This is a genomic window from Pseudomonas sp. EA_65y_Pfl2_P78, from assembly GCF_963970495.1.
Classification (GTDB): domain Bacteria; phylum Pseudomonadota; class Gammaproteobacteria; order Pseudomonadales; family Pseudomonadaceae; genus Aquipseudomonas; species Aquipseudomonas baetica_A.
Genome location: NZ_CAXAON010000004.1, coordinates 200,316 through 218,313, shown reverse-complemented (window position 1 = coordinate 218,313; position 17,998 = coordinate 200,316). Strand labels below are relative to the sequence as shown.

Here is a 17,998-nt window from a genome sequence, read left to right as displayed (position 1 = left end):
TTTTAGAGTTCGAAGCGCAACTCAGGCCAGATCGGTGAGGTGCCGCGCTTCTGCGACTCCAGAATCGCCCGGCACAGCGAGCACAGGCGCTGATCCTGAAACACCCGACGATCTACGCTCGACCAGCGCGGCTGCGCCGGTAGCAGGCTGCCACACAGGGTCCGATCCGCAGAACCACCGAGTTCCAGTTGACGGGTCACCAGATGCACCCGCACTTCCTGGCAGGCGAACAGATCCAGCTGTTCGTCAGGCTCGATCAGTTGGTAGGCAAAAAGAGACCAGGCAGAACGTGGCATTGGGGGCTCCGAATAAGGGGGCGCCACATTAGCCGAAAGCCTGCCGCTAGAAAAGCCTCATAACAACGGTTTTAGCGTAGGCCAGACATTTTCCAGCAACTTGCCCTGAGCCCCGACTGCCGGGTGCAAACCATCAGCCTGCATCAAGTCTGGATGACCGCCCACGCCGTCGAGGAAAAACGGTACCAGCGGGATCTTTTTTGCGTCGGCGAGTTTGCCGTACACCTGGGCAAAAGCGTCGGTGTAACGCTTGCCATAATTGGGCGGCAGTTGCATGCCGAGCAACAGCACCTTGGCACCGCTCTGGCGGGAGCTGTCGATCATCGAAGCAAGATTTTGTTGCAATTGAATTGGCGGCATTCCGCGCAAGCCATCGTTGCCACCCAGTTCGAGGATCACCAGGTCGGGCTTATGCTCTGCAAGCAGCGCGGGCAGCCGCGCCTGGCCTCCGGCACTGGTGTCACCACTGATGGAGGCATTCACTACTTTGTCGTCGAAACCCTCCTGTTTGAGCCGTTGCTCGAGCAACGAGACCCATCCCAAGCGGGTATCCAGCCCGAAACCGGCGCTGATACTATCCCCAACGATCAGGACAGTACCCGCCGCTGCGTTCTGGGCCATGCACATCAAGGCCAGGCCAGCACTCAAAAACCACACACGCATCGGATTCTCCATGGGCGCAAGCATTCTCACCGCGAAGAACCTCAGCAAAGTGGTTCCCAGCGCGGAAGGTGAACTGACTATCCTGCACGAACTCAGCCTGGAACTGAACAAGGGCGACAGCCTGGCCATCGTCGGCGCGTCCGGTTCCGGCAAATCCACCCTCCTCGGCCTGCTTGCCGGTCTCGATTTACCGAGCCGCGGCGAAGTCACCCTCGCCGGCCAGAGTCTGGGTAATCTCGACGAAGACCAGCGCGCTCGGGTGCGTGCCGAACATGTGGGTTTCGTCTTTCAATCGTTTCAATTGCTCGACAGTCTCAACGCGCTGGAAAACGTCATGCTGCCGCTTGAGCTTGATGGCCGTAAAGACGCCCGCGAGCGCGCCACTGAATTGCTGCAACGGGTCGGCCTCGGCCAGCGTCTGACTCACTCGCCGCGCCAGCTCTCGGGCGGCGAACAACAGCGCGTGGCGATTGCCCGAGCCTTTGCCGCCGAGCCTGACGTGCTGTTCGCTGACGAACCCACCGGCAACCTCGACAGCCACACCGGCGAGCGCATCAGCGATTTGCTGTTCGAATTGAACAAGGAGCGCGGCACCACACTGGTGCTGGTGACCCACGACGAACGCCTGGCCCATCGATGCCGGCGCCTGATCCGACTTGAAGCCGGGCTGTTGGTCGCCCCTCTGGAGCCTTGATGGCACGCCTGCCGCTGTTGCGTCTGTTGAGTCTCGCCATCCGTCAACTCATGCGCGATGCCCGCGCCGGAGAACTGCGGGTGTTGTTCTTCGCCTTGGTGGTCGCCGTAGCGGCAAGTACCGCCATCGGCTATTTCGGTGCCCGCCTCAATGGCGCCATGATGCTGCGCGCTACCGAGTTTCTCGGCGCCGACCTGGTACTGGAAGGCAGCTCACCGGCCCGTCAGGAACAAATCAGAATCGGCACCGAATTACGCCTTGATCACGCGCAGGTCGTGGAATTTTCCAGTGTCATCGCGACCGACAACGGCATTCAGTTGTCGAGCATCAAAGCGGTAGACCGCGCCTATCCATTGCGCGGTGAACTGAAAAGCGCCCCGGTCCCCTTCGCAACTGAAGAGCCCGGAGGCGAACCCCAGCCCGGCGAAGCCTGGGTCGAGTCACGCCTGCTGACCGCGCTGGACCTGAAGATCGGCGACAGCATCGACGTCGGCATGAAGCCCCTGAAGCTGACACGGGTACTGACTTACGAACCGGACAGAGCCGGTAACTTTTATAGCCTGACGCCACGCGTGCTGATCAACCTCGACGATCTCGCCGCGACCGGCGTGGTGCAGCCCGGTAGCCGAGTGAGCTATCGCGAACTGTGGCGCGGCGAACCGCAAGCACTGCAAACCTATCGACAACTGATCAAGCCAGGGCTAGCAGCGAATCAGCGGATTCAAGATGCCCGCGACGGCAATCGGCAGATTGGCGGCGCGCTGGGCAAGGCCGAGCGCTATCTGAACATGGCCAGCCTGGTCGCGGTGCTGCTGGCTGGCGTGGCGGTGGCGTTGTCGGCAAACCGTTTTGCCAGTCGCCGTTTCGATGCCAGTGCATTACTGCGCTGCCTCGGCTTGTCGCGACGGGAAACCATGTTGCTGTTCAGTATTCAACTGACGGCACTTGGGCTGTTCGCCGCCCTCAGTGGTGCGTTACTCGGTTGGCTGGCGCAACTGGGCTTGTTCGCGCTGTTGCATGATCTGCTGCCGAGTGATGTTCCGCCAGGTGGCCTGTTTCCGGCCCTTGCCGGGATCGCGACCGGGCTGGTGGCACTGGCCGGGTTCGCGCTGCCGCCACTGGCGGCGTTGGGGCGAGTGCCGCCGTTGCGAGTCTTGCGCCGCGACATGCTCCCGATCCCGTCGAGCACCTGGATGGTCTATGGCGCGGCGCTCGGCGCGCTGGGCCTGATCATGTGGCGCCTGAGCCTTGATCTGTTGCTGACGTTTGCCTTGCTCGGCGGTGGCGTGGTCGCCGCATTGGTGTTGGGTGGCTTGCTTCTGTTGTTGCTCAAAAGCCTGCGGCGCATGCTCGCCCGTGCTTCTTTGCCGTGGCGTCTGGGCCTGGGTCAATTGCTGCGTCATCCGCTCGCAGCAGCCGGCCAATCGCTGGCATTCGGGCTGATCCTGCTGTCCATGGCCTTGATCGCCCTGCTGCGCGGCGAACTGCTCGACACCTGGCAAAATCAACTGCCGAAAAATGCCCCCAACTATTTTGCCCTGAATATTTTGCCAGCCGACAAACAGGCCTTTACCGATCACCTGATCAACGTGTCAGCGCAAGCGGCGCCGCTGTATCCGGTGGTGCCGGGGCGCCTGATCAGCATCAATGGCGAAGCGGTGCAGCAGATCGTCAGCAAGGACTCTGCTGGCGACCGCGCCATTCAACGCGACTTGAGCCTGACCTGGGCCGCCGACTTGCCGCCCGGCAATAAGCTCACCGCCGGGTCGTGGTGGACTGAACAGCCCACTGACGATGTTCCCGGGGTGTCGGTGGAAGGCAAGGTCGCCGAGAGCCTCAAGCTCAAACTCGGCGATCACATGGTGTTCAGCGTTGGCGGGGTCAATCGAGAAGCGAAGGTCACCAGCCTGCGCGAGATCAACTGGGACAATTTCCAGCCGAACTTCTTCATGATCTTCCAGCCCGGCACATTGAAGGATCTGCCGGCGACCTACCTGACCAGCTTCTATCTGGCGCCTGGACACGACCAGCAGATCGTCGATCTGTCGCGGGCCTTCCCGGCTGTGACCATTCTTCAGGTCGAAGCCCTGCTCGAACAACTGCGCAGCATTCTCGCCCAGGTCACGCTGGCTGTGGAGTACGTGTTGTTGTTTGTGTTGGCGGCGGGAATGGCAGTGCTGTTTTCCGGGTTGCAGGCAACGCTGGATGATCGTATTCGCCAAGGTGCATTGCTAAGAGCACTGGGCGCGGAGCGGCAGTTGCTGATCAAGGCACGTCGCATTGAGTTCGGTTTGCTCGGCGCGGTCAGCGGACTGCTCGCGGCCATTGGTTCGGAAGCGGTGAGCCTGGTGCTGTATCGATACGCCTTCGATCTGCCGTGGCATCCGCACCCGTGGCTGCTGGTGCTACCGCTGATTGGCGCGGCGCTGATCGGGGGCGCGGGCGTCTTCGGTACACGTCGGGCACTCAACGCAAGTCCGCTGACAGTGTTGCGCGAGGGTTGATAGACTCCAGCCGTCTAACTCACAAGAAATTGCCATGAGCCGTTATCGCCCTCCCCGTACCGCCGGCACCGCGCTGATTACCCCCGAAGGTGAAGCGCGGATGCGCGCTGAATTCCATGAACTGTGGCATGTGCGCCGTCCACAGGTCACGCAGTCGGTCAGCGAGGCGGCGGCTCAGGGTGATCGCTCGGAGAACGCTGAATACACCTACGGCAAAAAGATGCTGCGCGAGATCGACAGCCGTGTGCGCTTCCTCACCAAACGGCTGGAAGCGTTGAAGGTTGTCAGCGAAAAGCCCAGCGACCCGAACAAGGTCTACTTCGGCGCCTGGGTGACCATCGAAGACGAAGACGGCAAGCCATCGCGCTACCGCATCGTCGGCCCGGATGAACTGGATTTGAAACTGGGCCTGATCAGCATCGACTCGCCGCTGGCCCGCGCCCTGATCGGCAAGGCGCTCGACGCAGAAGTGCGGGTACAGACACCGACTGGCGAACAGTTCGTGTACATCGTGGCCATCGACTACCCCTGAAAACCCTAGCGACGGGTAATCAAGCCTTGCCGTGCGACGCGAACCAGTTGCGTGATCATGTGCGGCACGTCTTCCTGGCTCGGCGCCTGAATCACGGCCAGATCAAAACTGTCAGTGGCAAACCGTGCCAGCGACTCGCCGTCCTCGACAAACTGGATCAGGAACGCGGCGGGGCCGCCGCTGCGACGTGGCCAGCCATCGAGATAACGCAACAGCGTCGGCTGATGTTTGCCGCCAAGCAGGATTTTTGGATTGCGTTGGGTGATATGTGCCGTGATCGGCGCGGGACGTGCTGGAGGGCGTAGTGCATTCATCGTGTCGTGTCTCTGCCTCAAAAGTCTGCGTGGCAGGTGAGAGGCAACACCGAACCAGCGCTTTAGCGGTATTTCGAAGCCCTGTTCCGGCTTCTGACGGCAACTGTTGTAGTCACCTGGCGCCCCGCAAGTAGCTGTTTAAATCGGCGCATGAGCAGCATCCTAGAGAACGTGACCGATCAGTGTCAAGAATCAGCCGCAACAAAAAAGGCTCGCACAATGCGAGCCTTAGGCGTGAGTCAGAGCGCTCAACCGGCGATGGCGCGATCCACCGAGAGCTTGCCAGCACCTTCGATCAGAACGGCAAGGCTGCCACCGAGCAACGCCAGAGCGAACTCGTAACCGTTGTTGGCCATGAACAGACCGTTGCTGATGTGCACGGTGAAGATCGCAACCAGCGACAGGAACGTCAGGCCCAGCGCCGCCGGACGAACCAGCAGGCCGATGATCAAGGCCAGACCGGCGAAGAACTCGGTACCGCCGGCCAGCGTGGCCATCACATACCCAGGCGTCAGACCCAGGCTTTCCATGTACTGCGCAGTGCCAGCCAGACCGTAACCGCCGAACAGACCGAAGAGTTTCTGCGAGCCGTGGGCAGCGAAGATCACGCCGACAGCGATGCGCAGAAGGGTCAAGCCGTAGCCTGCGCGGGTGAACAGAACCTTATTGATCAGAGAGCTCATGGGGCATTCCTTGTTTTGCGAGAAGTGTGTGTGGATTGGCCGCTATATTAATCAGTAAATTCTATGTTAAAAGCGCAAATATTTCGCCATAACAATCGATTTATTAGATTATTTGCGTGAGACAACTTTCGGCCCACCGGGCTCCAATGATTCCCGCTCCCGGTCGAAGGCCAAGTAATACTTGTTCACGCTATTAACATAGCTGACCGGCCCCATTCCCACCTGCTCCATGGCAATGCGCTCGACCTGGAAGAACCACTGATCAGGATTTAGCCCCCGCCGCCGGGCCTCGGCACGCATACCCTGGACCCGCTCCGGCCCGATGTTGTAAGCCGCCAGCGTGAACGCCATGCGCTCGCGCTCATTGAGCTTGGGGCTGGCGAAGAACTTGCGGCGGATCATCGCCAGGTATTTGGCCCCAGCCTGCACATTCGCATCGAGATTCTGAATATTGTTCACACCGACCCGCCGCGCTGCGGACGGGGTGATCTGCATCAGCCCGGTCGGGCCACTGCCGCTGCGGGCACTGGGCTGCAAGCGCGACTCTTTGAATGCCAACGCTGCCAGGTTCAGCCAGTCCATGTTCTGCGCCGTGGCATGCTTTTGCAGCACGGGGCGCAGTTTCTCCAGACGCTGACGGTCGGCCTTGGCCAATGGATAGTGGACTTTATACAGACGGCGATAGATGCGCAGAAACGCTACATCTTCGTTCGACGGCTTCTTGTAACCGCTGAGGAAGCGATCAATGCTCGCCCGCAGCATCGATGCATCCCGGCGCACGAACCAGTATTCCTCGCCGGGATCGCCGATCCTCAGTTGCCGCTCAACACGCAGCTTGGGCAGGATCTTGCCCCAGCGCTCGGCAATCGGTTGTTCGACGATGGTCAGGTGAAAGATGCCGCCCTGGACCATTTCCAGTACATCCTCGACCGCCAGTGTCGGATCGACCCATTCAATCTTGATCGGCGCCAGCTTATGCAGCGCCAGCTTCTGATTGAGTTGGCTGACCGCTTCCCCGGCCGCACTGCCGGTGGGCAAGGCGAGGGTTTTGCCGGCGAGTTGCTCAAGCCTGGTGTAGCGCCGCTCGCCCTTGATGCCGACCAGCACCAGCGGCACGTCGCTGGCTATCGGCTCACTGCTGGCGACCGCACGGCCGGCTTGCAAATCAAGCAATTCACCGGGCGCCACCAGATCACCCTCACCGCGCTGCAAGGCACCGAGCAGTTGATCCTTGGCTTTGGGAATGATCTTGAGGGTGATTTCCTGGCCGTCACGCGCATGGCCGTTGAGGTATTGCTCGAAGGCGCGCAGGCGATGGTATTCGACGCCGATGGCCTGCCCCTGGACTTCGCCGGAGCTGTTCCGACTCTGGTTGACCAGCACCCGCAGCACGCGACTGCCGCGGATCTCGGACAAGTCACGCACCTTGGCGGCCGGCACGGCTTGCAGCGGCCCGGGCAGGCGCGCTACCGCCGCCATCGGCAGCAGTAACGATCCACACAACAGCAGCAAAACCGAGGGACGAATCATCCACTCTCCGAAAAGAATACGGGGCGATTTCACCGCTGAGAGGTCAAAATCGCCGACGAAAACAGAGCGCCAGGAGCGCTGGCAAAGTGCGAGAGAGTGGCACAGTAGTGGCCACCATACCAACACAAGCCGTCTAGCGGCCTCAACAGACAGTCATAAGCCGTTGTAGTTCTTGGCTTTTATGATGAATCTACAGCTCTGGTATGCTTTCCGGCCTTCGGCCCGAGGTAGCAACCATGCAACTCATCGATATCGGCGTCAACCTGACCAACCCAAGTTTCGCCGACAAACACCAGGCCGTACTCGACCGCGCCTACACCGCCGGGGTCAGCCAACTGGTGCTGACCGGCACCAGTGTCGAGGGGAGCGAACAGGCACTGGAACTGTGCCAGCAACTGGATGACAGTGGGCAACGGCTGTTTGCAACGGCCGGGATTCACCCGCACTCAGCCAGTGACTGGAATGCCGACAGCGCCCGGCGCCTGCGCAGCCTGCTCAAAGAAGCCAACGTGGTCGCCGTGGGCGAATGCGGACTGGATTTCAACCGCGATTTCTCACCGCGCACCCAACAGGAAAAAGTCCTCGAAGAACATCTGGCAATGGCCGTTGAGCTGCAATTGCCGGTGTTCCTGCATGAGCGCGACGCCAGTGTGCGCCTGCTGGAGATACTCAAGGACTTCCGCGATCAACTTCCTGCGGCCGTGGTGCATTGCTTTACCGGCGAGCAGAAGGCGTTGTACAGCTACCTCGATCTGGATCTGCATATTGGCATCACGGGCTGGATTTGCGACGAGCGCCGGGGCACGCACTTGCATCCATTAGTCAAAGAGATCAAGCGCGGCCGGCTGATGCTGGAAAGCGATGCGCCTTACTTGTTACCGCGCACCCTGCGCCCGAAACCGAAGAATGGCCGCAATGAACCGGCGTACCTGACCGAAGTGCTGCGCGAAGTGGCGTTGCACCGGGGTGAAACCGAGGAAGACCTCGCCGCGCACTCGACCGCTTGTGCCCGGGCATTCTTCAACCTCCCCTCCCTCCCCTGACACACACAACAACCATTGTGGGAGCGGGCTTGCTCGCGAGAGCGCTGAGTCAGATAAATAAATAGCGACTGACACAACGCTTTTGCGAGCACAGCCGGACAGCATCGGCTGTTGACACACATCAAGATTTCCAGAGCTGCATAGCGGCACAATGCTGGCACCTTGCCAATGCTGTTTCCGCTATCAGAGAAAACCTCCATGGGTGCCTGGCTTAGCAATATCTCGCTGAAATACAAATTCTGGGCGGTCAACGCGGTCGCCTTCGTCACCACCCTGTTGCTGGTGTTGTACGCCGTACAGCTCGAACAACAGGCCCGCAGTCTCGCGTTACAAGCGTCGGCGCAAGCCCAGGCGCACTTGCTCAAGGCCTGGCCGGCCGGGCAGGTGCTGCCCCAGGCCGATCAAGTGCTGACCTTCAAACGCGGGGAGGCGCCACGCCTCCACGATCAACCGCTGCTGGAGATCACCGACAACAACGGCTGGAACGAGATCAACCACCTGCCACTGTTCGGCGACAACCCGCTGATGGGCGCCGAAGTGTTCAGCCGTGCCGACGGCCAGCAAGTAGCAGTCATCGCCTACGGCCCAAGCCTGACGCAAGTGTTCGGCGAGCGCTTCGCCAACTATGCCGTGGCGGTGTTCATCCTGATGCTGGCGATGCTCGGCGCTTCGCAGTTGTTGATCCGCTTCCTGCTCAGCCAGCTCAACACGTTGAAAGACGTGATGTTGCACGTTGAAAAAAGCGGCGATCTTTCAGCCCGTGTACCGCTGGCCGGAAAGGATGAGGTCGGGCAGATGGCCAACGCGTTCAACGCGATGCAGGCCGGTTATCAGCGCGTCGTCACCACCGTTGCCAACACTGCGCAGCAACTGGATGTCGGCGCTGCGCGTCTGGCGTCGAGCATGAACGAAGTGCGCCACGGCATGCTCGGCCAGCAAAGCGAAACCGATCAGGCGGCCACCGCGATCAACGAGATGACTGCCACGGTTTATCACATCGCCCAGCACGCGGGTGCCACTCGCGATCTGTCGCAGACCGCCGACGGCCTGGCTGGTAGCGGTCAGCAAGTGGTTGCACGGGTGCAGCATTCGATTGCCGGCCTGTCCAGCGGTGTACAACAGACCGCCGAGATGATCCAGCGCCTGGCCGAGGACAGTCAAAAGATCAACGGCGTGGTCAGCGTGATTCACAGCATCGCCGAGCAAACCAATTTGCTGGCGCTCAACGCCGCCATTGAGGCTGCACGGGCCGGCGAAATGGGCCGTGGTTTTGCCGTGGTGGCCGATGAAGTTCGCAACCTCGCCAAACGGGTGCAGACCTCGACCGACGAGATCACCACCATGGTTTGCGCTTTGCAGGCCGGCACGCGCGATGCGGTGGATTTCATGCAGGAGAGTTCGTACAAGGCCGACGACTGTGTGCAGCAAGCGCAGGAGGCTGGCGAAGCACTGGCGCATATCACCGGCGCAGTGGCGCAGATGCGTGAAAGCAATACGCAGATCGCCGTGGCGGCGGAGCAACAGAGCCAAGTGGCCGAGGACATGAATCGCGCGGTGGTGAGTATCCGTGATGTGACCGAAAACACCGTGCAGCAGACCGTGGATTCAGCGACGACCAGTAATGAGTTGGCGAAACTGGCTGGAGAGCTGAGCAAGGCGATTGGGCAGTTGAAACTCTGAGGGCCTCTTCGCGAGCAAGCTCGCTTCCACATTGGACTTGTGAACGACACAGCTCCCTGCGGGAGCGGGTTTGCTCGCGAAGGCGTCAGATCGGCCAACATCGCATCCCGGCGTCGTCCCTATCGCGTCCATAGCCAAGCTTGATTCGCCGACCTTCCCACTCCGGCCTATGCTTCAACCCATGTGTTCAACATGGATCGAGGAGTAGTCAACATGGGCAAACGTCATCCCAACCTTCCCGCGTGGCAATGGCGCGTGTACCCGACCAATCAGCAGCAATCGACCCACCAGGCGCTGCAACTGATTGCCGTACCTTTGTTTATCGTTGCGTTTCTTTTGATCGTGTCCGGGGTGTTCAGCTTGAGCCTGGCCAACGTGGCCATTGGCGTGGTTGGCGTCGTTGCGGCACTGGGTTTGCAGCGCCGTAACCACAACCTGGAGGCGTAAGCCCGCGTTGCGGGCTTCAGGCAAAAATCGTGACGGTCTGGCGGCTCATCGCGATCAGTTCCCCTCCAGCACTCCAGAGCTTGGCGGCGGCATGCCCGTAACCGTCGGCGGCGTACTCGGTTTCCACCCGATATTTGCACCAGTCCAGCGTGCTTACATCGCGCAACGGCTGCACGAATTCGACGGTCCAGGTCAGCGTACTGCCCGCCGCCACTTTCTTCAGGTGCGGTAACAATGACGGCGGCCATGCGTCCACCAGCGCCAGAATGTGCGATTCAGTGACAGGTTCGTCCTTCACATCGCCACGCAAACGCACCCAACCGCCCATGTCTCGCGATGTATTGCCCGTGAATGGCAGGCCACCGACACTCCAGCGCATCGCCAGGTGGCGCATGAACTCAGGGGTCACACCTTTGATGTACGGCAGTTCCTGGCAGTCGTCCAAAGGCTTCATCTCGGGGGCAGGAAGGGCTGGCACGGCCACTTCCGACGCTCGCGAGGCGCCGAAGCTGCCTTGCACCAGCGTCACCACCTGACCGTTCTGCATGGCCCGGCCCAACACCTGGCTGACGGCTTTGCCTTCACGCAGCACATCGACTTGAAAAGTCACCGGGACTTCGGGCTCGACCGGACCGACAAACGTGATCGCCAGCGAACGCACCGGGCGATCGGCAGGCACCTTCGCGCGCATGGCTTCGTATTGCAGCGCAGCCACCAGGCCACCGAAACTGGCGCGGCCCTGTGCCCATTCGGCAGGGATGGTCAGTTCCGGTTCGCGGCGGACCGCTTCGAGCAAATCGCAAAAGCGCATGGCAACCTCAGAAAACGAAAAGTGAATGCAGGGATCTTAACCAGCCAGGCAGAGCGCCGCAGCGTCTATTCCGGTCAAATAGACTGACATCTCGGACAGGATGAAGCCCGCCCACACAGTGACAGTGGATGCAGGCAGGTTTGAGGATTATTTGAAGCAGGTTGAACTGAGTTTTTCGAGTACGCGATCGGCCTTGCTCTCGGCTTTGATCATGGTCGCCCGCCACGTCGCGACGCAGGGCTGCAGATCCGCTTCCTGTTCGGCTTTTGCCAGCCACTGCCAGCAATCGTGCCAATCGCCCAAGGCGCCTTGCGCCGACTTCAAGCGCGCCAGCGCCGCTTGCGGCAAACGGTCCAGTTCAGGGTAGGCCTCGATGCCATAACGCACACGCTTGATCAGCAAGCGCAGGCGATGACGGTCGTGGGCCGGATCGTGCAGCGCCTCATCGAGTTTTTTCCATTGCTTGCCGAGGCGTTTTTCGATGCGTTTTTCCAGCCCCTTGAGCAACCCCTGCCGCTGGGACGCACGCAGAAAACGCGGGAACGCGTCGAGAATCATCAACAGCGAAGCCACCTCGCTGCTCGCCGCCAGCGTCGGATAGGCCTCGGCCATCTTTGCCATGCGCCGTTGCGCGGCTTCGGGTTGATCGTGCTGGAGCAAGTACGCCGCCAGCACCTCACGGTCACGCCACGGCGTGGTCAATTGACCGACGGCCGAAGCGGCGCCCTCAAGTTGCTCCACACCCGGCAAGCCACGCAAGGGCCGCAACAGACTGCGCAAGCGGCGCACCGTCGTGCGCAAATCGTGCAACGCCTCGGGGTCGGTCCGGGCAGTCAACCGCGCCTGACAGGCCAGCAGTCGCACTTCCAGGCTCAGAACATGGGCCACCAACCGGTCAACCAACGCTGACATCACTTGCTCCTGATTCAAATGGCTCGGGGGAAGCGTCTGCCGACATGGCAAAACCGCCTCCCTGCGCTATGTCAGCAGCTTAGCGTCCGGCACGGGATTCGCGAATATAGAAACGCGCCTTCTCGGCTTTCTTGCTGCAACCCTCGAAACCCTCGAATTGTTGCTGGGTCTTGGCGGCTGTCAGGAGCGACAAGGCTTTGGAATAACTGACGGTACCGGCAAAGCCTTCAGCCTTGGCCAGGTCCAGCTCATGCCAAGCGGTGTCGAGTTGGCTGCCGCAACTGTCGCGGTAAGCGGTTTTACCGGCGCAACCGGCCAATGCCAATGCAATCAACGGCACACAGATCCAGGCTTTCATCACTCACACCTCAAGGTTAGGTCAACAGTCGTGCAGTTAAGACGGTCAGGCCGCGAAAAAGTGCCTGACCTGCATATGAAACCGCGCGGGTAAAGAGAATAGCGCCAGAGGAACACGCCGCCGCAAAAAACGACGCTCCCGGCGCCCTGAACGACCCTGGCGATTGAGCCGCCCGCTCGATAAGTGCATTGTGGCCCCTTGTCGGGAGGAAGTTTGATGAAAAAGCGTGTCGCACTCGTGCTGGGCTCCGGTGGTGCCCGGGGCTATGCCCATATCGGCGTCATTGAAGAAATCGAAAAGCGCGGCTACGAAATCGCCTGCATTGCTGGATGTTCGATGGGGGCCGTGGTCGGCGGTATCTACGCCGCCGGCAAACTCGACGAATATCGCAACTGGATCGAAAGGCTGGATTACCTCGACGTGCTGCGGCTCGTGGATGTGAGTTTTCGCCTGGGAGCGATTCGTGGCGAGAAAGTCTTCGGCCAGATCCGCAAGATCGTCGGCGAAATCAACATCGAAGACCTGCGCATCCCCTACACCGCCGTCGCCGCCGACCTCACCAATCAACAGGAAATCTGGTTCCAGGAAGGCTGCCTGCACCAGGCCATGCGCGCCTCAGCGGCGATTCCCAGCCTGTTCACTCCAGTGATGCAGGGCAACCGCATGCTGGTCGATGGCGGGATTCTCAATCCGCTGCCGATCGTGCCGGTGGTGTCCAGCCACTGTGATCTGATCATCGCGGTCAATCTCAACTCGACCAACCAGGGGCATTACAAACTGCCGGTGATCCAGCGTCCGCCGGCGTTTCGCTCGCGCTTCGACAGTTTGATCAGTTCGCTGGGTTCGAAGATGCCGTTCCGTCGCACCCAGGCCGAACAATTACTGCGCCTGGAACAGGAAGCCCTGAGGGCCGAAGCGGCGGACATCAATCCGTGGCTCGAAGGTGCCGAACCCGAAGCCCAACAACCCGCTGCCGCGCCCGAACGCGAAGGCGCACCGAAATCCGCAACTGGCTCGTTCATCATCGATAACGTCGGACCGGCATCATTGCTGGACTTGATCAACCAGAGCTTCGAGGTGATGCAGACCTCGCTGGCGCAGTACAAGATCGCCGGGTACCCGCCGGATATCCTGATCAACGTACCGAAGCGGGTTTGCCGGTTTTTCGAGTTCTACAAGGCGCCGGAGCTGATCGCACTGGGCAGGGAAATTGCTCGGGATACGCTGGATCGGTATGACAGCGAGCAGGGATGAGCGCACCGACGCAGCTGCAATGCATGGTTCAGGGGACTGGTTACCAGCTCCCTGAACAGCGTTCACTCACCGAAAGCAAACCGTTACAGGTTTCTGCCCAGGGAATCAAAAACATGACCCGTGTCATTTGTCTGCTCGACACCGGTTTTCATGTTTTTCGTGTACACATTGTTCCCCGTTTCAATGGGATATGGAGGCGCAGGCTCTGGCGTATCAGCAGATCCCGTCGTCGACCAGAACTGTCCATCGTTCAACGGCCACGCATAGCCAAAGCGCTGATAAAGAATCCTCAACTCATAAATATCTGCCAACCTGACTCTTTCGCGGTTCGCATCGCTTTGTAAGTTGCTCAATCGCCCCGCGCCAAAAGAGAAATAGCGATAACCGTTAGGAATGCTCAATACGTAGCTTTTCTCCTGCCCTGTCGCATCTGAAGCCGTCACTCTGACCTGACCCGAACTGAGTGCGGTGACAAGCCCCTGATCATCAACATGTGCAATGCGTGGATCGCTAACCTTGTAGGTGTACGGTTCTTTGCCGCCGGTAGGCTTGCGCTGAAAAATCGTATCCGGAGATGCTTGAGGCATCAAACCAGAATGAGCCTGCAAAGAGTGAGCTGATCCTGTTATGAAAGCATCAGATACATCCATTTCAAAATTTTTTAGGCCGTCCATAGGTGCTCCGCTTTACGCTGGTTGAGTTCATCACCGATTCGCACACTGTTTGAGTGTGGCGAGTTCGACAAGAAGAACCTACAACCGGCAATGGACAATTGGCACCTGATAGAAATGACAGTCCCGATGAATGGCATAGGGGAGAATACGCTCAGCTTTTACTCAGCAACCTTCACTAGCAATTGAGCCCTCCGGCTCCAGCAACCGATAACCCACCCCCGCCTCCGTCACAATAAACCGCGGCCGCGTCGGATCATCTGCCAGTTTCTGGCGTAAATGCCCAACGACAATCCGCAGATAATGACTGTCCTCGGTATGCGTCGGCCCCCAGATGTCCTTGAGCAATTGCTGCTGGGTGATCACCCGCCCCGGATGCCGCGCCAGTTGCGCCAGCACCGCGTATTCCTTGCGGGTCAGCGCCACTTCGACGCCGTCGAGCAATACGCGCCGGTAGGCCAGATCCACCGTCAGCGGGCCGAAACTCAGCGCGGCCTGCTGCACCTCTCCCGCTGGCGCCTGACGCAACAATGCACGCACCCGGGCGAGAAACTCCTGAATGCCGAACGGCTTGGTCACGTAGTCATTGGCGCCACCATCCAGCGCCTGGACTTTCTGCCCTTCACTGGCGCGCACCGACAGCACCAGCACCGGCGTCGTCGCCCACTCACGAAACTCGCACAGCACTTGCTGGCCGTCCATGTCCGGCAGGCCGAGGTCGAGCACCAGCAGATCGGGTTTGTTCAGCGCCGCCTGCGCCAACCCCTCGGCGCCGGTGCCGGCCTCCAGCACTTTGTAGCCTTGGGAAGCCAGGCTGATGCGCAGGAATTTGCGGATCTGCGGTTCGTCGTCGATGACCAAAATGGTCGCGGTCTGGCTCATGAATTCACATCAACACAAAGGATTGGCAAGAGAGTAGCGCAGTCGGATTCAGGCTTCACTGTCCATCCCCGGTTGCGTCTGCAACGGCAGGTGCAAGGTGATGCAGGTGCCGCGTCCGTCGATACCGTCGGCAACGCTGATGCGCCCGCCATGAGCGCCGACCATGCCCTGACAAATCGCCAATCCCAGACCGGTGCCCTGCCCGCCCCGATCACCGCGGGCGGCGGTGTAGAACATGTCGAAAATCTTCGCCCGCTCGTCTTCGGGAATACCCGGCCCTTCATCGCTGACCGAGAAGAAAATCTCGTCGTCATTCGCTCCCGCACTCAGTTGCAAGCGACCGTGGCTTGGCGAGAACCGTGCGGCGTTTTCCAGCACATTGACCAGTGCCTGCTCGATCAGCGCGGCATGCACAAACAGCAGCGGCAACTCGGACGGCACATCGGTGCTGACCTGCAACGGCGCCAGCACGGCGCGCAGACGATTGAGCGAACTGCCGACGATGTCGGCCGGCGACACCCAATCCCGCGCCAGCTTCAACGCACCGTGGCCGAGGCGGGTCATGTCCAGCAGGTTCTGGATGTAGCGGTCGAGGCGTTCGGCTTCATCGCGGGTGCCTTCGAGCAGTTCGCGGCGATCCTCCAGCGGGATCGCTTCGCCCAGTGCCAGCAGGCTGTCGATGCTGCCGCGCATGGACGTCAGCGGCGTGCGCAGGTCGTGGGACACCGAGGCCAGCAAGGCGCTGCGCAATTGTTCGGTTTCGCCGTGCAAGCGCGCCGCTTCAAGATCGTCGGCCAATTGCGCCCGGGCCAACGCTTGCGCCAGCGGTTGACTCAACGCCGTCAGCAAGCGCCGCCGCTGCCCGCTCAACGTTTGGCCTTCTTTGGCACAGACACCGAGCAACGCCAAGGGGCCGTCCTCGACGGAAAGCGGCCACCACCACCAACGCCCGAGCGGCAGGGTGCCGGTGCCCATGCCGGCCGGTTGATCGTGCTGCCAGGCCCAATCGGCGGCAGCGCGTTCGGACTCGGTCAATTCGAGCGGGGCGCCGGTTTCGACTGTCCAGACGCCCTGCCCGTCGCGATTGAGCAGGCACAGTTGCAAATCGCTCCAGCCATTGAGGTGCTGCGCGGCGGCGTTAACCACCGCTTGGCGATCGGTGGCGGCGGTCAGTTTGCGCGACAGGTCGAGCAGCTCGCTGGTCTCTTCCTGCGTGTCGCGCAACGCCTGCAACTGTCGACGCTGACGCGCCGCGAGGTTGCCGGTGAGCGCCGCCATCAACAAGAAGAACAGCAACGTCAGGACGTCTTCTTCACGCTGAATACTGAAAGAGAAATTCGGCGGTATGAATAGAAAGTCATAGGTCAGAAACGACAGCGCCGCACAGGCCAGCGCCGGGCCGAGGCTGCTACGCACCGCCACCAACAACACCGCCGCGAGGAACACCAGCGAGATGTTCGGCAGCGCCAACACACTCGACACCGCCCACGCCAAGGCACTGGCCAACACCGTCGCCAACAGCGCCAGCGCATAGTCGAACCAGACCCATGTCGGCGCTGATCGCAAGCGTGGTTGATGCTGTTGCTGATCGCTGTCGAGGACGTTGATTTCCAGGCCAGGGGCCTGACGCAACAACCGTGCGGCCAGCCCTCCCCCGAATAAACGACGACGCAGACGCGGGCGGGACTGGCCAACCAGCAACAGACTCGCACGCCGTTCGGCGGCATGCTGGATCAGGGTTTTCGCCACCTCACCGGCACGCAGCAACACCACTTCACCGCCCAGACGTTCGGCCAATTGCTGAGCACTTTGCAGGCGCAAGCGCGATTGCTCGTCGCGCACACCGCCGTTGTCGATGTGCACCAGACTCCACGGCAAATGCCGACGTTGCGCGACCCGACTGGCGTGACGCACCAAGCGTTCAGCCTGCGTATCGCCATCGACGCCCACCAGCAAACGACCGCGAACCGCCGGGGCGGCCTGGCCGAGTTGGCGATAGCCTTGGGCAAGATCGTTATCGACTTGCGCCGCCGCGGTTTGCATGGCCAATTCGCGCAACGCGGTGAGGTTGGTCTGGGTGAAAAAGGCATCGATGGCGGCCCGCGCCTGCTCCGGCACGTAGACCTTGCCTTCGCGCAGACGCTCGAGCAACTCACGCGGCGGCAAGTCGATCAGCAGCAGTTCGTAGGCCTCTTGCAGCACCCAGTCCGGCAAGGTTTCACGCACCTGCACGCCGGTGATGCCTCGCACCTGATCGTTAAGGCTTTCCAGATGCTGGACGTTGACCGTGGTGAACACGTCGATGCCGGCGGCGAGCAGTTCCTGGATGTCTTGCCAGCGTTTGGTATGACGGCTGCCGGGGGCGTTGCTGTGGGCCAGTTCATCGACCAGCACCAGTTTCGGTTTGGCCGCAAGCAGGCCATCGAGGTCCATTTCTTCGAGCATCACGCCACGGTATTCCGAGCGCACCAACGGTTGCTGCGGCAGGCCGCCGAGCAGCGCTTCGGTTTCAGCGCGACCGTGGGTCTCGACGACACCGGCAATGACTTTCACGCCTTGGCGCAGTTGGGTGTGGGCGGCCTGGAGCATGGCGTAGGTCTTGCCAACGCCGGGGGCGGCGCCGAGGAAAACCTTGAGCCGGCCACGGCCGTCGCGGGGCAGGTCTGCTAACAGCGCGTCGGCGCGGCCGGAGTCGCTCATGCTTGATCTCTTCAGTCAGATGTT

The 17,998-nt window shown here is 60.8% G+C and carries 17 protein-coding genes and 1 pseudogene; 7 read left to right on the top strand and 11 right to left on the bottom strand.

What is annotated here, in order from left to right:
- Window positions 1–2: 2 nt before the first annotated feature.
- Both AACY02_RS06080 and AACY02_RS06075 read right to left on the bottom strand, forming a co-directional pair.
- A complete protein-coding gene (locus AACY02_RS06080; RefSeq protein ID WP_007955656.1) occupies window positions 3–296 on the bottom strand; it encodes a hypothetical protein in 294 nt (97 codons plus the stop codon).
- Between the two features lie 57 nt (window positions 297–353).
- On the bottom strand, window positions 354–959 hold the full coding sequence (locus AACY02_RS06075) for an arylesterase (protein WP_339431181.1): 606 nt from the start codon (window positions 957–959) through the stop codon (window positions 354–356).
- A 10-nt stretch (window positions 960–969) separates the two neighbouring features.
- Here AACY02_RS06075 and AACY02_RS06070 point away from each other — a divergent pair, with 10 nt between their 5' ends.
- From AACY02_RS06070 to greB, 3 genes are read left to right on the top strand one after another with little or no spacing between them, the layout of a single operon-like run.
- The gene (locus AACY02_RS06070; protein ID WP_339431180.1) at window positions 970–1,653 is read left to right on the top strand and encodes an ABC transporter ATP-binding protein; all 684 of its coding nucleotides are present in this window, start codon (window positions 970–972) and stop codon (window positions 1,651–1,653) included.
- Window positions 1,653–4,157: an ABC transporter permease gene (locus AACY02_RS06065; protein WP_339431179.1), complete on the top strand. Its 2,505-nt coding sequence runs from the start codon at window positions 1,653–1,655 to the stop codon at window positions 4,155–4,157. The genes AACY02_RS06070 and AACY02_RS06065 overlap by 1 nt, the downstream gene beginning before the upstream one ends.
- 34 nt (window positions 4,158–4,191) lie before the next feature.
- On the top strand, window positions 4,192–4,689 hold the full coding sequence (gene greB, locus AACY02_RS06060) for a transcription elongation factor GreB (RefSeq protein WP_339431178.1): 498 nt from the start codon (window positions 4,192–4,194) through the stop codon (window positions 4,687–4,689).
- Window positions 4,690–4,694: 5 nt separating this feature from the next.
- Here greB and AACY02_RS06055 read toward each other — a convergent pair whose 3' ends face one another.
- The 3 genes from AACY02_RS06055 to AACY02_RS06045 all read right to left on the bottom strand — a co-directional run bounded on the left by AACY02_RS06055 (window position 4,695) and on the right by AACY02_RS06045 (window position 7,216).
- A complete protein-coding gene (locus tag AACY02_RS06055; protein ID WP_339431177.1) occupies window positions 4,695–5,003 on the bottom strand; it encodes a class I SAM-dependent methyltransferase in 309 nt (102 codons plus the stop codon).
- Between the two features lie 248 nt (window positions 5,004–5,251).
- Entirely contained in the window at window positions 5,252–5,686 is a 435-nt protein-coding gene (locus tag AACY02_RS06050) for a DoxX family protein (RefSeq protein WP_221729222.1), read from the bottom strand.
- Window positions 5,687–5,794: 108 nt separating this feature from the next.
- Window positions 5,795–7,216, bottom strand: coding sequence for a transglycosylase SLT domain-containing protein (locus tag AACY02_RS06045; RefSeq protein WP_339431176.1), 1,422 nt, complete (start codon window positions 7,214–7,216; stop codon window positions 5,795–5,797).
- Between the two features lie 236 nt (window positions 7,217–7,452).
- Between AACY02_RS06045 and AACY02_RS06040 the strand changes: the two genes are divergently transcribed.
- The 3 genes and pseudogenes from AACY02_RS06040 to AACY02_RS06030 form a co-directional block, all read left to right on the top strand.
- Complete coding sequence (locus AACY02_RS06040) at window positions 7,453–8,259, top strand: TatD family hydrolase (RefSeq protein WP_339431175.1); 807 nt, start codon at window positions 7,453–7,455, stop codon at window positions 8,257–8,259.
- Window positions 8,260–8,457: 198 nt separating this feature from the next.
- Window positions 8,458–9,939 (top strand): methyl-accepting chemotaxis protein, encoded by a 1,482-nt coding sequence (locus tag AACY02_RS06035; protein WP_339431174.1) that lies wholly within the window; start codon window positions 8,458–8,460, stop codon window positions 9,937–9,939.
- Between the two features lie 213 nt (window positions 9,940–10,152).
- A pseudogene (locus tag AACY02_RS06030) lies at window positions 10,153–10,383 on the top strand (terminase); the annotation flags it as partial.
- 19 nt (window positions 10,384–10,402) lie between these two features.
- On the opposite strand, the gene AACY02_RS06025 reads toward AACY02_RS06030, so the two are convergent.
- The 3 genes from AACY02_RS06025 to AACY02_RS06015 all read right to left on the bottom strand — a co-directional run bounded on the left by AACY02_RS06025 (window position 10,403) and on the right by AACY02_RS06015 (window position 12,467).
- Complete coding sequence (locus tag AACY02_RS06025) at window positions 10,403–11,197, bottom strand: acyl-CoA thioesterase (protein ID WP_339431173.1); 795 nt, start codon at window positions 11,195–11,197, stop codon at window positions 10,403–10,405.
- A 147-nt stretch (window positions 11,198–11,344) separates the two neighbouring features.
- Complete coding sequence (locus tag AACY02_RS06020; RefSeq protein WP_339431172.1) at window positions 11,345–12,109, bottom strand: CHAD domain-containing protein; 765 nt, start codon at window positions 12,107–12,109, stop codon at window positions 11,345–11,347.
- A gap of 79 nt (window positions 12,110–12,188) precedes the next feature.
- Entirely contained in the window at window positions 12,189–12,467 is a 279-nt protein-coding gene (locus AACY02_RS06015; RefSeq protein ID WP_221729228.1) for a hypothetical protein, read from the bottom strand.
- 216 nt (window positions 12,468–12,683) lie between these two features.
- Here AACY02_RS06015 and AACY02_RS06010 point away from each other — a divergent pair, with 216 nt between their 5' ends.
- Window positions 12,684–13,721: a patatin-like phospholipase family protein gene (locus AACY02_RS06010; protein WP_339431171.1), complete on the top strand. Its 1,038-nt coding sequence runs from the start codon at window positions 12,684–12,686 to the stop codon at window positions 13,719–13,721.
- Window positions 13,722–13,804: 83 nt separating this feature from the next.
- Here the strand turns inward: AACY02_RS06010 and AACY02_RS06005 are convergent, their stop codons facing one another.
- The 3 genes from AACY02_RS06005 to AACY02_RS05995 form a co-directional block, all read right to left on the bottom strand.
- Window positions 13,805–14,395, bottom strand: a complete 591-nt coding sequence (locus AACY02_RS06005) for an Ig-like domain-containing protein (protein ID WP_339431170.1) — start codon at window positions 14,393–14,395, stop codon at window positions 13,805–13,807.
- A 162-nt stretch (window positions 14,396–14,557) separates the two neighbouring features.
- Window positions 14,558–15,274: a response regulator gene (locus AACY02_RS06000; RefSeq protein ID WP_339431169.1), complete on the bottom strand. Its 717-nt coding sequence runs from the start codon at window positions 15,272–15,274 to the stop codon at window positions 14,558–14,560.
- A 48-nt stretch (window positions 15,275–15,322) separates the two neighbouring features.
- Window positions 15,323–17,974: a sensor histidine kinase KdpD gene (locus AACY02_RS05995; RefSeq protein ID WP_339431168.1), complete on the bottom strand. Its 2,652-nt coding sequence runs from the start codon at window positions 17,972–17,974 to the stop codon at window positions 15,323–15,325.
- Window positions 17,975–17,998: the final 24 nt, after the last annotated feature.

Excerpts from the sequence above, each read along its gene's own strand:
- AACY02_RS06080 (WP_007955656.1), bottom strand. The coding sequence starts at position 296 with ATGCCACGTTCTGCCTGGTCTCTTTTTGCCTACCAACTGATCGAGCCT.
- AACY02_RS06075 (WP_339431181.1), bottom strand. The coding sequence starts at position 959 with ATGCGTGTGTGGTTTTTGAGTGCTGGCCTGGCCTTGATGTGCATGGCC.
- AACY02_RS06070 (WP_339431180.1), top strand. The coding sequence starts at position 970 with ATGGGCGCAAGCATTCTCACCGCGAAGAACCTCAGCAAAGTGGTTCCC.
- AACY02_RS06065 (WP_339431179.1), top strand. The coding sequence starts at position 1,653 with ATGGCACGCCTGCCGCTGTTGCGTCTGTTGAGTCTCGCCATCCGTCAA.
- greB (WP_339431178.1), top strand. The coding sequence starts at position 4,192 with ATGAGCCGTTATCGCCCTCCCCGTACCGCCGGCACCGCGCTGATTACC.
- AACY02_RS06055 (WP_339431177.1), bottom strand. The coding sequence starts at position 5,003 with ATGAATGCACTACGCCCTCCAGCACGTCCCGCGCCGATCACGGCACAT.
- AACY02_RS06050 (WP_221729222.1), bottom strand. The coding sequence starts at position 5,686 with ATGAGCTCTCTGATCAATAAGGTTCTGTTCACCCGCGCAGGCTACGGC.
- AACY02_RS06045 (WP_339431176.1), bottom strand. The coding sequence starts at position 7,216 with ATGATTCGTCCCTCGGTTTTGCTGCTGTTGTGTGGATCGTTACTGCTG.
- AACY02_RS06040 (WP_339431175.1), top strand. The coding sequence starts at position 7,453 with ATGCAACTCATCGATATCGGCGTCAACCTGACCAACCCAAGTTTCGCC.
- AACY02_RS06035 (WP_339431174.1), top strand. The coding sequence starts at position 8,458 with ATGGGTGCCTGGCTTAGCAATATCTCGCTGAAATACAAATTCTGGGCG.
- AACY02_RS06025 (WP_339431173.1), bottom strand. The coding sequence starts at position 11,197 with ATGCGCTTTTGCGATTTGCTCGAAGCGGTCCGCCGCGAACCGGAACTG.
- AACY02_RS06020 (WP_339431172.1), bottom strand. The coding sequence starts at position 12,109 with ATGTCAGCGTTGGTTGACCGGTTGGTGGCCCATGTTCTGAGCCTGGAA.
- AACY02_RS06015 (WP_221729228.1), bottom strand. The coding sequence starts at position 12,467 with ATGAAAGCCTGGATCTGTGTGCCGTTGATTGCATTGGCATTGGCCGGT.
- AACY02_RS06010 (WP_339431171.1), top strand. The coding sequence starts at position 12,684 with ATGAAAAAGCGTGTCGCACTCGTGCTGGGCTCCGGTGGTGCCCGGGGC.
- AACY02_RS06005 (WP_339431170.1), bottom strand. The coding sequence starts at position 14,395 with ATGGACGGCCTAAAAAATTTTGAAATGGATGTATCTGATGCTTTCATA.
- AACY02_RS06000 (WP_339431169.1), bottom strand. The coding sequence starts at position 15,274 with ATGAGCCAGACCGCGACCATTTTGGTCATCGACGACGAACCGCAGATC.
- AACY02_RS05995 (WP_339431168.1), bottom strand. The coding sequence starts at position 17,974 with ATGAGCGACTCCGGCCGCGCCGACGCGCTGTTAGCAGACCTGCCCCGC.